This window comes from Methylobacterium sp. 4-46 (genome assembly GCF_000019365.1).
Taxonomy (GTDB): domain Bacteria; phylum Pseudomonadota; class Alphaproteobacteria; order Rhizobiales; family Beijerinckiaceae; genus Methylobacterium.
The window spans coordinates 2494855-2506851 of sequence record NC_010511.1 but is presented as its reverse complement, the minus strand read 5'-3'; the positions used below and the strand labels follow the sequence as shown (position 1 = coordinate 2506851).

The window sequence follows — 11997 nt, the reverse complement described above, 5'->3', positions numbered from 1 at the left end:
GTGCTCCTCCTCGTCGCCGCCGCGACGCTCCTCGTCGCGGCGCTGCCGCCCGGCCTCGTCGCGGTGCAGCGGCGGATGATCTACCCGGGCGCCTCCTTCACCTACGACGCCCTGCCCGCTCCGCCGGAGGGCACCGCCGCGATCCGGGTGCCGACTGCGGACGGCGAGATCCTGCGCGCCCTCTGGCGCCCGCCCGCCCCGGGCTGCGGCGTGGTCGTGACGTTCCACGGCAACGCCTCGCTCCCGGAGCGTCACGCCGCCCGCTTCGCGGCCGGTCCGTGGCGGGCGCGGGGCTGGGGCCTGCTCGCCCTGGCCTATCGGGGCTATGCGGGCTCGACCGGCCGCCCGAGCGAGCGCGGCCTGGTGGCGGACGGCCTCGCGGCCCTCGCCGAGGCGGCGCGGCGCGCGCCCGGGGCACCCGTCCTGCTGCACGGCCACTCGCTCGGCACGGCGGTCGCGGTGGCGGTGGCCGCCACGCGCCCGCATCTCGGGCTCTACCTGGAGGCGCCGTTCGACTCGATGCTCTCGATGGCGCGGCTGTTCTTTCCCGCTCTGCCGGCCTTCGTGCTGCGCGACACCTGGCGCTCGGACGCGCGCATCGGCGCGGTGGCGGGCCCGATCCTGATCGTGCACGGCGACGCCGACCCGCTGATTCCCCTCGCCCTCGCCGAGCGCCTCGCGCGGGCGGCGCCCCCCGGCACGCGCTTCCTCCCGGTGCCGGGCGACCACGTCAGCCTGCTCGGACAGCGGGACGCGGAGGCCGAGGCGCTGTTCCGGGCCGCGATCCCCGCGGGATGCGTCGCCGGCTGATCAACCCTTGACCTTCGCGCCGTTCCCGCGTAACAGCGCCCGGCTTGCGGGGTCCTTCGGGGCCCCGCGGCTGTTTCAGCGCACCCGTGAACGGTCGTCCGGCCGGTCTGTCGTCCCGCCAGGGAAGAGGAGGGCGCGTTCCTCGCCAATCGTTCGTTCCCTGAGGACACGCGATGTCAAAACGTATCCAGGCCAAGCACAAGCTCGATCGCCGCTTGGGCCAGAACATCTGGGGCCGCCCCAAGAGCCCCGTCAACCGGCGCGAATACGGCCCCGGCCAGCACGGACAGCGCCGCAAGGGCAAGCTCTCCGACTTCGGCACGCAGCTGCGCGCGAAGCAGAAGCTGAAGGGCTACTACGCCAACATCACCGAGAAGCAGTTCCGCCGCTACTACGCGGAGGCGATCCGCCTGCGCGGCGACTCGGGCGAGAACCTCGTCGGCCTGCTGGAGCGCCGCCTCGACGCGGTCGTGTACCGGTCGAAATTCGTGGCGACCCCCTTCGCGGCCCGCCAGTTCGTGAACCACGGCCACATCCGGGTGAACGGCCAGCGCGTCAACATCCCGAGCTACCTCGTGAAGCCGGGCGACGTGATCGAGGTGAAGGAATCCTCCAAGCAGCTGGAGATCGTGGTCGTGGCCTCGCAGCTCGCCGAGCGCGACGTGCCGGACTACATCGAGGCGGATCACGGCAAGATGACCGCGCGCTTCACCCGCGTGCCGACCCTCTCCGAGGTGCCCTACCCGGTGCACATGGAGCCGAACCAGGTCATCGAGTTCTACTCGCGCTGATCCGAGGCCGCGGGGTCTCGACGCGGGCGGGTGCCGAACGGCGCCCGCCCTTTTTCTTGGCCGTCTTCTCGGCCGTTTTCTTGGCCGTTTTCTTGGCGCGCTGCCTCGCGCGTCTCTTCCCGGGTTTCTTGGCGCGTCTCTTCGCACGATTTTCGGCGCGCCTCTTGGCAGGCGCGCCCTCAGCGCATCGCCGACAGGAGTGCTGCCTGCATCGATTGCGGCGCGGCGACGAGTTCGCCGTGGACCGGCTCGCGGCGATTGTAGGACGGCACGCGGCCGGCGAGATCCAGCATCGCCCCGCCCGCCTCGCGCAGGATCAGGTCCGCCCCGGCGAGGTCCCAGTCGCGGGCATCCGACGAGATCAGCCCGACATCGACCAGCCCCTCGGCCACCCGCGCCACCCGCAGCGCCAGCGAGGGGATGCGTCGCAGGCGAACCAGCGCGTCCGGCGTCCCGCCGAGGCCGAGCGCGCGCTCCAGGTGGTCCACCATCGGCTTGGGGCCGGCGACCCGGGCGCGGGCGAGGTCCGCCTGATCGGTGACCCGGATCGGCTCGCCGTTGCGCCGCGCCCCCTCCCCGGCCACGGCCTCGTAGAGGAGCCCGGTCACGGGCGCCGCCACCATGCCGAGCACCGGCTCGCCCTCCGCCAGGAGCGCGATCGCGATCGACCAGTCGGGATCCCCCGACAGGAAGGCCCGGGTGCCGTCGATCGGGTCGACGATCCAGACGAGGTCGTGCGCGAGCCGGACCGGGTCGTCGCGCGTCTCCTCCGAGAGCCACGCCGCCCGCGGGGCGAGTTCGCTCAGCCGGATCTTCAGGAACGTGTCCACCGCGACGTCCGCCTCGGTCACCGGCGAGCCGCCCGACTTGCTCCAGACGCGCGCGGTCGTGCGCTCGCCCGCGCGGAAGAAGGGCAGCGCCAGCAGCGCCGCCTCGCGCACGGTGGCGCGGACCTGGGGGAGGAGCGCGCGCGGGTCGAGGGGGGAGGCCATGGGGACGGGACCGTGCGAGTGGACCAGGGGGCAGCCCGCGCCGACCGGAACCCGCGGGAGGGCGGTGCAGAACGAGGGTCCCGTTTTAGGCGCCGTGCCGCCCCGCCACAAGGACGACCCATGGGTCAGCGCCAGGATCAATGCGAAATGATGCCGGACCGGGGAAGGAACTATTGAGCATCCGCGGCGGAGAGGCGGCGCGAACCATCGCTTAACGCTGCGCTTTAAGGCCTTCTGAGCGCCGACGAGGCAATCTGCCCTCAACAGCGGACGGTCCGTCAGAGACCGCCGCCTCACGCGGACAGGGCGTCGAGCAGAACCATGGCCACGAGATCGAACCGCACGAATCGCCAAGCCACCCCGCGCCGGCCCTTCGGCCCGCTGCCCACGATCCATCGCGGGCCGGTCCAGGCCGAGCCGTCCCCGCTCCCGATCGTCGGCCGGATGCCCGGCGCGGGCCGGGCGGCGAGCGTGGCGCTCTGCCTCGACGCCGAGGCGAGCGACGCGGCCGGGGAGGATCGCTTCGCCGTGATGCTGCTCGACCGGGACGGCGACCCGCTGATGCAGCTCGGCCTCTACGGCGACGCGGACGTCGTCGCGGTGTGGCGCCGCCTCGGGGCCGAGACCGGCCTGCCGCTCCTGGTGATCCAGGAGGACGGCGCGGTGACCGCGATGGGCGCGCAGATCGGCCGGGTCAAGCTCGGCGCGGTGCGCATCCGCCGCCGCCACGGGCTCCTCAACCACCGCCGGCCGCGCTTCCTGTGCCGCCGCAAGACCGGCAAGCTGCCCCTGCGCCCGGCCGTGTACCGGGAGGAGGCCCCCCTCACCGACCGGAGCGTCTGAGCCCGGCGGTCAGGCGAGCCCCTGCCAGAGCGCGTCGAGGGTGAGGCCGGCGAACAGGATCAGCCCGGCATCGCGGTTGGAGCGGAAGAGCCGCAGGGCCAGGGCCCCGTCGCGCGGATCGAGGCGGTGCACCTGCCAGGCGAGGTGGCCCGCGAACAGGACGAGGCCGAGGAAGCCGAGGGGACCCACCCCGCTCTGCGCCGCGGCAACGCCGATGCAGGCGACCGCGCCGGCGAAGCAGGCCGCCACCGCCGCCCGCACGTGGGTGCCGAAGAAGCGCGCCGAGGACTTGATGCCGGCGATCTCGTCGTCCTCGATGTCCTGGACCGCGTAGATCGTGTCGTAGCCGATGACCCAGGCGATCGCCCCGGCGTAGAGCCAGAGCGGCGCCGGATCGAGCCGCCCGACCAGCCCGGCCCAGCCCATCAGCGCGCCCCAGGCGAAGGCGAGCCCGAGGACCAGCTGGGGCACCGGCATCACCCGCTTCATGAACGGGTAGAAGGCGACCGGCACGAGCGAGACGAGCCCGACCCCGATCGCGAAGGCGTTGAACTGCAGCAGCACCGCGAGGCCGACGAGGGCTTGCGCCACCAGGAAGGCGAGGGCGTGCCGCACCCGCAGGCGCCCCGAGGGCAGCGGCCGCAGCCGCGTGCGCTCGACCCGCGCGTCGAGGTCACGGTCCGCGATGTCGTTGTAGGTCGAGCCTGCCCCCCGCATGGCGATCGCGCCGACGAGGAAGAGGGCGAGGTGCCAGAGATTCGGCCCCAACCGCCCGGTCGCGACGGCGGCGAGGGACGCCGACCACCAGCAGGGCAGGAGCAGGAGCCACCAGCCGATCGGGCGCTCGATGCGCGCGAGCCGCAGGTAGGGCCGCACCGAAGCGGGGGCGTGCCGGTCGACCCAGTGTCCGGTCACCGCGTCCGCGACCGGCCGGTCGGCGGCACCCGTGAGGCCGGGCGCCGGCTCCTCCGCCACCTGCGCCGGCCTCACAGGGCTCCCTGCGGCAGCTTGAAGCTGCCCGTCAGGCCGGGCCCGCCGAGGAGCCCGCCCCCAGAATTCTCGGCCTGGGCGCGGGCGCGCTTCTCCATCACCGCCTGCTGCTGGGCGGCGCCGCAGATCTTGCCGCGCAGGGCGCCGACCCGGGTGTGGTCGGCCTTGAAGCCCTCCGCGAAGGAATCCGGGATCGAGCACCAATCCTTGTTGGCGCTGATCCACTTCAGGCCCTCGTTGCCGTTCGCCTGGAGCCGCGTGAACAGCGAGCAGGCCTGGGCGGCGGTGAGCTTGTTCTTGCCCTTCGAGGCCGCGTTCACCCGCGCGACGATGTCCTTGCGCTCGGTGAGCGTCTTCTGGATCGCCCCGCAATCGACGCCCTGGGCGCGGGCCGCCCCGCCGAGCAGCACGACCCCGAACAAGCCGGCGGCGAGTGCCGCCACGGCGCGCTTCTCCATGCGAACCATCCCTCAACCCCCTCGCCGGCTCTATCACCACCGCCCGGGCAGCGCGAGACGCGACGACCAGGCCCGGCCCGGCCGTCCCCAAACAGTTCCTTGCCGCATGCGGCGGTTGCGGAGGTTCTGCACAGGATTGTGGCGTGATTCGAGCGCGCCGCCGCGTCCCTCCCCGAACGGGGGCGCGCGGCGGCGCCATTGACAGGCACGGCCCCGCTCGGCGACCAGGGCGCATGGCGGCCTATGATTTCAGCGCACCGCGCCTGTTCCTCGACGTGCCGATGGCCGAGGGGGTGGTCCACGGCCTCGACCGCGCCCAGGCGAATTACCTGCTCGGGGTCCTGCGCCGGGGCGAGGGGGACGGCGTGCTGGTGTTCAACGGGCGCGACGGGGAATGGTGGGCGGAGATCAGGCCGACCGGCCGCAAGGCGGGCGACCTCGTCCTGCGCCGCCGGACCCGGCCGCAGACGGAGCCCGGGGACCTGCACTACCTCTTCGCCCCCCTGAAGGCGGCGCGGCTCGACTACGTCGCCCAGAAGGCTGTGGAGATGGGCGCGAGCCTGATCCGCCCCGTGATCACGCGCCGCACCCAGGGCGACCGGATCAAGCTCGACCGCCTGCGCGCCAACGCCGTCGAGGCGGCGGAGCAATGCGGCATCCTGGCGATCCCGGAGATCGCCGAGGCGGCGCCGCTGACGGAAGCGCTCGCCGCCCTTGAGGCGGACCGCCTGCTGGTCTTCTGCGACGAGGACGCGCCGGTGCGCGACCCGGTCGCGGCGCTCCGGCAGGGCGTGGCCCGGCCCCCGGCGGGCGCCGGCCGGGGCGGGAACGTCCCGCTCCCGCTCGCCGTTGTGATCGGGCCGGAGGGGGGGTTCACGCCGGAGGAGCGCGCCCTCATCTTGGAACGTCCGACCACGATCCGCCTCTCGCTCGGCCCCAGGATCCTGCGCGCCGACACGGCCGCGGTCGCCGTGCTCGCCCTGGTCCAGGCCGTCCTGGGCGATGCGCGGGGCGAACCGCCGGCGCCCTGACGCCGCCACACACCCGACCGATGACACGCGCCGGCGGCCTCGCGGCCCCGCGCCCGGAGGAATCGCGCATGGCCGCAGATTTCGCGCTCTGCATCGAGGAAGACGTCTTTCTCAACGACGCGCAGAAGCGGGACGCCGCGCGCGCGCGGATGCGGGACTTCCTCGGCGTCTGCCGCCGGGACTTCCCGGCCGCGCGCCACGACCTGATCGAGCCCCGGCTGATCTGGTCGACACCGCCGGTCGCGGACCTCGCCGAGGCCCGCCGGGCGCTGGAGGCGCTGCGGGGCGGGATCGGGGCGCTCGCCGCCGCGCGCGGCCTCACCGTCATGGCGGCGGGCACCCACCCGATCGCCCTGTGGAGCCGGGTGCGCCCGCGCGACGCCGCCGCCCGCGACCGCGTGCAGCGCGACCTGCAGATGGTCGGCAGCCGCACCGTGGTCTGCGGCCTGTCGATCCGGGTCGGGCTGCCGGAGGGCGTGTCGCGCATCGACGTGATGAACCGGATCCAGCCCTTCCTGCCGCTGATCCTGGCGCTCTCGACCTCCTCGCCCTTCTGGCAGGCGCAGCGCACCGGGCTGATGGGCTACCGGCTCGCGGCCTCGCGCGAATTGCCCCGCAGCGGCCTGCCACCCTACTTCCGCGACGAGGACGACCACGCGCGCTACCTCGCGGCCCTGATGCGCGCCGGGGCGATCGCCGACCTCGCCCATGTCTGGTGGGTGATCCGGCCCGCCGGCGAGGCGCATGCCCTCGACCTGCGCATCGCCGACAGCTGCACGCGCCTCGACGACACCCTGGCGATCGCCGCCCTGACGCGCTGCCTCGTGCGGCGGCTCGCCCGGGACCCGTCGCTCCAGCGCGACCTCACCGGCGCCACCCACGCGATCACGGCGGAGAATTGCTGGCGGGCGCAGCGCTCCGGCATCCACGGCAGCCTGATGACGGAATCGGGCGAGGCCGAGCCCGTGCCGGCGCTGCTCTCCCGCACCCTCGCCCTCGTCGCCGAGGACGGGGCCGCCCTCGGCTGCACGGCCGAACTCGACCTCGCCCGCTGGATCGTCGCCCGCGGCACCAGCGCGGACCGCCAGCTCGCCCTGTTCACGGAGGCGCAGGGCCGCGGCCTGCCGGTCCGGGAGGCCCTGGCCTGCGTGGTGGACTGGCTCTCGGCCGAGACGATCGGCGCCAATCCGAGCTGGCATTGAGGCCCGCCGCCGGGCGCGGGCGCCCGCCCCGGGGCGGCTCCGGCGCGGCCCGTCATCGGCAATCCTGGTAGTCGGTTCGGCATCGAAGCCGGCGGAGGCGGCTATCGGCTGCCCGACGGCCACGCCGAGCCGATCGCCGGATCTCCGCCAACCCCCCGGCCAAGCCCTCGGCCAAGCCCTCGGCCAAGCGTCCGGCCAAGCCCCCGGCCATGAGCCGGGGACGGGGGATCGATCAACGGCCCGAGGCGTCGGCCTCCCGGGCCGTTGCGATCACACGTCGCAGCGCAGCCCCATCCCCTCCAGCCCCTCGGCCAGCAGGTCGCCCAGGTTGGGGATGCCGAGCAGGTAATTGGCCGGATCGGTGCCGGCCGCCTCGCGCTCGCGGGCGAGGCGCACCGCGTCCGGGAACTCCTCTGGCTCCATGTCGCCGCGCCCGACATAGAGCAGGGCCACCAGCTCGGCCCGTTCGTCGTCGTTGAGGCCCGCGATCACCTCGCGCAGCTCCTCCTCGGTGGCGTCGTCGGGATCCTCGATGAGCACGTCGCGGGCGCCATCGTCGATCGGGTTCGAGCCCGAATCCGCATCCGTCGGGCCTTCTTTCACGTCGAGGGCCCGCACCCGCAGGATGAATTCACAGACCTTCTCGACGGCGATGTCCATGCGTATCTCCTGCCACGCAGCGCCGCCGGCGCGGCGGCTGCCCCTTCAACCCGCGAGGCGCGGCCCGGGTCCCCGGGCGCGGCTTTCCTCATCGCGCGAGGTCACGATGCTCCTCTCCGCCGCCGCCGCGGCCCTGCGGCAGGTGCTCTCCCCATCCCTGCGGCGCATCCTGTGGCGGTCGCTCGGCCTGACGATCGGCCTGCTGGTGCTGGTCTGGTTCGGGCTCACCCGGCTGATCGACGCCTTCCTGATCGGGCATCCGATCTCGGCGCAGTACCCGATCGTCAACAGCTTCGCGTTCTTCCTGGCCGGGGCCGGGCTGTTCGTGGCGCTCGCCTACATCCTGCCGCCGGTCTCGATCCTGGTCGCCGGCTACTTCGTGGACGACGCCGCCGACATCGTCGAGCGCACCGACTTCCCGGACGAGGTGCCAGGCCAAGCCATGGCGCTGGGCCAGGCCCTGCTCTACGCCCTGCGCTTCGCGGGGCTGGCGCTCCTCGTCAACCTGGTCGCGCTGGCGCTGTTCTTCGTGCCCGGCGTGAACCTGATCGCCTTCTTCGGCGCGAACACCTACCTGCTGGGCCGGGAGTATTTCGAACTCGCCGCGGCGCGGTTCCGGCCGCTCGGCGAGGCGCAGGCCATGCGCCGCCACCACTCGGCGACGGTGCTGGCGGCCGGCGCGCTCCTCGCCGGCCTGATGGTGGTGCCGGTGCTGAACCTGCTCACCCCGCTCTTCGGCATCGCCCTCATGGTCCATGTCCACAAGGGGCTCAGCCGCGAGCGGCTGCTCGTGCCGCCGCAGGGCCGCCGGCAGATCCGCTGAGGCCCCGGCGCGAACCCCGCGGGGCGGGGGCGCGGGCCCCGCCGAGCGGGCGCCCGCGCCTCAGCGCATGCCGGGCGCCTGACCGGCGCCCGCGGCCTTCTGGCCGATCGCGGGGCCGCCGGCCTGCTCGGGGTGATGGGCGGAATGCTCGCCCATCGGCGCGGCGGCGAGCAGGTCCGGCACGGCTGCCATGCCGGGGCTGCCGCGGCCGACGGCGAACTGCCCCGCCTTGCGGAAGCGCCAGAGATAGCCGGGCACCACCGCCTCGATGGCGGTCGGGACGATACCGAAGGCCTCGAAGCTGCGCCCCTCCGCCTTGGCCGCCTCCGAGACGACGTTGTCCCGCGCCAGCAGCAAGACTTGGTCGCGGGTGAGCTTGAGGCTGTCGGGCAGGAGGCCGAGGGTGAGCGCGTCGACGGTCTCGAGGGCCCAGGCCTGGAGGCGGGCGGCCGGGGCCGGGATCGGCAGGACGAGGCGGCGGCGCATCGTGACCTGCAGCGTGTACTCCACGAGCTGGCGCAGGGTGAGGATCTCCGGGCCGCCGAGTTCGTAGGTGGTGCCGGGCCGCGCCTTGCCGTCCACGGCGAGGGCGATCACCTCGGCGACGTCGCCGACGAAGACCGGCTGCATGCGGGTCTCGGCCCCGGCGAGCGGCAGCACCGGCAGCAGGCCGACGAGGGCGGCGAAGCGGTTGAAGAAGCTGTCGCCGTGGCCGAAGATGATCGACGGCCGGACGATGACCGCGTCGGGGCGGGCGGCGAGCACGCCGGCCTCGCCGGCCGCCTTCGAGCGCGCGTAGGCCGAGGGCGAGCCCGCATCGGCGCCGATCGCCGAGACGTGCACCATCCGGGCGCCGATCGCCGCGGCGGCCCGGGCGATGACCCCCGGCCCCTCCGCCTGGAGGCGCTGGAAGCGCTGGTTCCCGCTCTCCTGCAGGATGCCGACGAGGTTGACCACCACGTCCGCGTGCTCGACGGCGCGGGCGACCGAGGCGGGGTCGCGCAGGTTCGCCTGCACGGCGACGATCTGGCCGACGCGGCCGAGGGGCTGCAGGAACTGCGCGAGGTCGGGCCGGCGGACGGCGACGCGGATGCGGTAGCCGCGCTTGGCGAGCGCCCGCACCACGTGCCGTCCCAGGAAGCCCGAGCCGCCGAACACGGTCACGAGCTGCGAGGCGGGCCGGGTCGGGCCGACGGGGTCGGGCATGGTCGGGATCCTGTGCGGAGGCGTCCCGGCTCCTTAGTCAAAGGCACCGAAGCTGTGAAGCGCCCGCGGGGCCGCGGGGCTCAGAGCCGCGGGGTGCGCGCCACCTCCCGGCCGTCGACCAGGACGGCGTCGAGGACGGCCCCGCCCGCGGCATCGACCCGGGCGCGGATGCGGATCCGGCCGCGGTCGAGGCGGTCGAGCGCCGCGGGCGCGCCCTGCGGCCCGTACCAGCGCTCGATGCCGTAGGTGACCGCGCCCGCGAGGCAGCGCGCGGCCGGACAGACGGCGGAGCCGCCCGGCACCAGGGTGCCGAACCGGACCGTGCCGCGCAGGGCGAGGGCGCCGTCCGCGGGCGGTGCGGCCGCGACGGCCGCGGCGCGGGACAGGCCGTCCTCCCCCGGCACGAGCGTGACGTACACGGTGGTGCCGGCGGCGAGCGGGCACGCGCCCTGCGCGGGGCAGGACGCGGCGAGGTCCGGGGCGGCGGGCAGGTTCGCGGGCTGGCCGATCTCGTAGGACAGCACGCTGTACTCGCCCCGCAACAGGTCGCGCGGATCGCGGGTGGCGGTGGCGAGCAGGACCGGCCGCCCGGTGGTCAGCCGCCGGGACTGCTCGACCGCGACGGTCACGGCGGGCAGCGCCTGCACGAGGAAGACGAGGCCGAACAGCGCGGCGCTCGCCGGGGCGCCGCGCAGGCGCGGCAGGAGGTCGCGGATCATGGCCCGTCCCTCGGCTCGTCCTTGGGCCCCGCCCTCGGCCCGTTTCCCGGCCGGGCCGGCCGCATCGCGCCGAGGCGGCGGGTCGCCGCGAGGGCGAGGGCCGCGAGAGCGCCCGCGGCGAGCAGGTGGAGGGCGACGCCGATCAGGTCGTCGCCGAGGAGCAGCACGCCGAGGGTCATGGCGGCGCAGGCGGCCAGGCTGACGGCCCCGAGGGCGCGGCGCCCGTCGAGCCGGGCCGCCACCGCCACGGCGAGGAGGGGGAGCAGCACCGTCCAGACCAGGGCCGGGGCGGCCGCGGCGCCGCGGGACGGCGGACCGGCGCCGAGCGCCAGGGGAACCAGCGCCGCCCCGGCGAGGATCGCGGGCCCGATCGGGACGGGTGTCCCGCGCGGCCGCGGCAGCGCGAGGCCGAGCCCGACCAGGGCGAGTCCGGCGAGGAGGCGCGGGAACGAGGGCGCGCTCCCGGCCGGTTCGGCGCCGAGCAGGCCCGCGGCCCGCGCCAGCAGGGCGAGGAGCACGAAGCCCCCGGCCGCCCGCGCGAGCCGCGCGAGCCGGCGCGCGACCCCCGGACCGAGGCGCGGCAGGCGGGAGGCGGCCTGCGCCGCGGTGACGACCGCGAGGGCGAAGAGCGCGAGCCGGCCCGCATCGATGCGCGGGCCCGCGGCCGGCACCGCGACCGCGCTGGCGAGCGGCAGGAGCAGGAGGAAGAACCCGGCGGTCCGTGCCGGGATGCGCCCCGACAGCTGGCCGGTCGCCAGCACGACGAGGCAGGGCCAGGCCGGATGCGGCAGGCCCGGCGCGGCCTCGGCGCCGTCCTGGAGGAAATCCGCCCAGGCGGCGAGCGCCAGCCCCGCGGCGGCGAGGCCGCCCGCGCTGCCGGAGCGCAGTGCGAGGGCGGTCGCGGTGGCAACGACCGCGACGGTGACGGCGTAGCCCGGCAGGTCCGGCGGCAGGTGGAAGGTCTGGCCCATCAGGGCGAGCGCGGCGGCGGAGACGGCGACCGAGAGCCCGGCCAGGGCGTCGGCGAGGCGCCGCAGCGTGACGTCCCCGCTGCGGCGATGCCGGAGGGTGGCGAGGGCGGCGAGCCCGACCGCGAGGGCATCCGCCGCCACCAGGAGGACGAGGCGCCAGAGGGGCGGCATCCCGGCCCAGTTCGAGGCCACGAAGGTGATCGCCGCGACGGCGACGAGCAGGGCCGCGACGGCGCCGAGGGCGACCTGGAGGCCGGCGAGGCCCGGCTCCCGCCGCAGCTCGGCCTCCAGCAGGCGCTGCTGCTCGGCGTCGATGAGGCCGCGGGCGGCCCAGGCGCGGATGTCGGCGAGAACGCGGTCGCGGTAGCTCAACGGCATGGCGGCTGGCGACGCTCCCTCACGGCCCGGCTTCCGGGCGCGATGATAGCCGGGCGCGCACCTGTCGCCGAGACGCCGCACGGCCGCGGTGCGGCCCGGCACGCGCGGAACGGCGGTCCCCCG

13 protein-coding genes are annotated in these 11997 nt (G+C 75.1%); 6 read left to right on the top strand and 7 right to left on the bottom strand.

Annotation, left to right across the window (positions count from 1 at the left end):
• A complete protein-coding gene (locus M446_RS10695) occupies positions 1–810 on the top strand; it encodes an alpha/beta hydrolase (protein ID WP_012332119.1) in 810 nt (269 codons plus the stop codon).
• A gap of 173 nt (positions 811–983) precedes the next feature.
• Positions 984–1601 (top strand): 30S ribosomal protein S4, encoded by a 618-nt coding sequence (gene rpsD, locus M446_RS10690; RefSeq protein ID WP_012332118.1) that lies wholly within the window; start codon positions 984–986, stop codon positions 1599–1601.
• Between the two features lie 179 nt (positions 1602–1780).
• On the opposite strand, the gene M446_RS10685 is transcribed toward rpsD, so the two are convergent.
• Positions 1781–2593: an inositol monophosphatase family protein gene (locus tag M446_RS10685; RefSeq protein WP_012332117.1), complete on the bottom strand. Its 813-nt coding sequence runs from the start codon at positions 2591–2593 to the stop codon at positions 1781–1783.
• 321 nt (positions 2594–2914) lie between these two features.
• On the opposite strand from M446_RS10685, the gene M446_RS10680 reads away from it, so the two are divergent.
• Positions 2915–3436: a DUF6101 family protein gene (locus M446_RS10680; RefSeq protein ID WP_012332116.1), complete on the top strand. Its 522-nt coding sequence runs from the start codon at positions 2915–2917 to the stop codon at positions 3434–3436.
• Between the two features lie 9 nt (positions 3437–3445).
• Here the strand turns inward: M446_RS10680 and ubiA are convergent, their stop codons facing one another.
• Positions 3446–4426: a 4-hydroxybenzoate octaprenyltransferase gene (gene ubiA, locus M446_RS10675; RefSeq protein WP_012332115.1), complete on the bottom strand. Its 981-nt coding sequence runs from the start codon at positions 4424–4426 to the stop codon at positions 3446–3448.
• The gene (locus tag M446_RS10670; protein WP_043701098.1) at positions 4423–4884 is read right to left on the bottom strand and encodes a hypothetical protein; all 462 of its coding nucleotides are present in this window, start codon (positions 4882–4884) and stop codon (positions 4423–4425) included. Before M446_RS10670 ends, ubiA begins: the two co-directional genes overlap by 4 nt.
• 233 nt (positions 4885–5117) lie before the next feature.
• Here M446_RS10670 and M446_RS10665 point away from each other — a divergent pair, with 233 nt between their 5' ends.
• Positions 5118–5915 (top strand): 16S rRNA (uracil(1498)-N(3))-methyltransferase, encoded by a 798-nt coding sequence (locus M446_RS10665; RefSeq protein ID WP_012332114.1) that lies wholly within the window; start codon positions 5118–5120, stop codon positions 5913–5915.
• Positions 5916–5983: 68 nt separating this feature from the next.
• On the top strand, positions 5984–7117 hold the full coding sequence (locus tag M446_RS10660) for a YbdK family carboxylate-amine ligase (RefSeq protein WP_012332113.1): 1134 nt from the start codon (positions 5984–5986) through the stop codon (positions 7115–7117).
• A gap of 270 nt (positions 7118–7387) precedes the next feature.
• Here M446_RS10660 and M446_RS10655 read toward each other — a convergent pair whose 3' ends face one another.
• Positions 7388–7777, bottom strand: a complete 390-nt coding sequence (locus M446_RS10655; protein ID WP_012332112.1) for a DUF3775 domain-containing protein — start codon at positions 7775–7777, stop codon at positions 7388–7390.
• Positions 7778–7883: 106 nt separating this feature from the next.
• Here M446_RS10655 and M446_RS10650 point away from each other — a divergent pair, with 106 nt between their 5' ends.
• Complete coding sequence (locus M446_RS10650) at positions 7884–8600, top strand: sulfate transporter family protein (RefSeq protein ID WP_012332111.1); 717 nt, start codon at positions 7884–7886, stop codon at positions 8598–8600.
• Between the two features lie 60 nt (positions 8601–8660).
• Here M446_RS10650 and M446_RS10645 read toward each other — a convergent pair whose 3' ends face one another.
• The 3 genes from M446_RS10645 to M446_RS10635 form a co-directional block, all read right to left on the bottom strand.
• On the bottom strand, positions 8661–9806 hold the full coding sequence (locus M446_RS10645) for a complex I NDUFA9 subunit family protein (protein WP_012332110.1): 1146 nt from the start codon (positions 9804–9806) through the stop codon (positions 8661–8663).
• 80 nt (positions 9807–9886) lie between these two features.
• Positions 9887–10525: a GDYXXLXY domain-containing protein gene (locus tag M446_RS10640; RefSeq protein WP_012332109.1), complete on the bottom strand. Its 639-nt coding sequence runs from the start codon at positions 10523–10525 to the stop codon at positions 9887–9889.
• Positions 10522–11874: a DUF2157 domain-containing protein gene (locus tag M446_RS10635; protein ID WP_012332108.1), complete on the bottom strand. Its 1353-nt coding sequence runs from the start codon at positions 11872–11874 to the stop codon at positions 10522–10524. The genes M446_RS10640 and M446_RS10635 overlap by 4 nt, the downstream gene beginning before the upstream one ends.
• Positions 11875–11997 lie beyond the last annotated feature (123 nt).

Coding starts and splice junctions, on each gene's coding strand:
- M446_RS10655 (WP_012332112.1), bottom strand. CDS start 7,777: ATGGACATCGCCGTCGAGAAGGTCTGTGAATTCATCCTGCGGGTGCGG.
- M446_RS10665 (WP_012332114.1), top strand. CDS start 5,118: ATGGCGGCCTATGATTTCAGCGCACCGCGCCTGTTCCTCGACGTGCCG.
- M446_RS10660 (WP_012332113.1), top strand. CDS start 5,984: ATGGCCGCAGATTTCGCGCTCTGCATCGAGGAAGACGTCTTTCTCAAC.
- M446_RS10670 (WP_043701098.1), bottom strand. CDS start 4,884: ATGGAGAAGCGCGCCGTGGCGGCACTCGCCGCCGGCTTGTTCGGGGTC.
- M446_RS10645 (WP_012332110.1), bottom strand. CDS start 9,806: ATGCCCGACCCCGTCGGCCCGACCCGGCCCGCCTCGCAGCTCGTGACC.
- M446_RS10685 (WP_012332117.1), bottom strand. CDS start 2,593: ATGGCCTCCCCCCTCGACCCGCGCGCGCTCCTCCCCCAGGTCCGCGCC.
- M446_RS10650 (WP_012332111.1), top strand. CDS start 7,884: ATGCTCCTCTCCGCCGCCGCCGCGGCCCTGCGGCAGGTGCTCTCCCCA.
- M446_RS10680 (WP_012332116.1), top strand. CDS start 2,915: ATGGCCACGAGATCGAACCGCACGAATCGCCAAGCCACCCCGCGCCGG.
- rpsD (WP_012332118.1), top strand. CDS start 984: ATGTCAAAACGTATCCAGGCCAAGCACAAGCTCGATCGCCGCTTGGGC.
- M446_RS10635 (WP_012332108.1), bottom strand. CDS start 11,874: ATGCCGTTGAGCTACCGCGACCGCGTTCTCGCCGACATCCGCGCCTGG.
- M446_RS10640 (WP_012332109.1), bottom strand. CDS start 10,525: ATGATCCGCGACCTCCTGCCGCGCCTGCGCGGCGCCCCGGCGAGCGCC.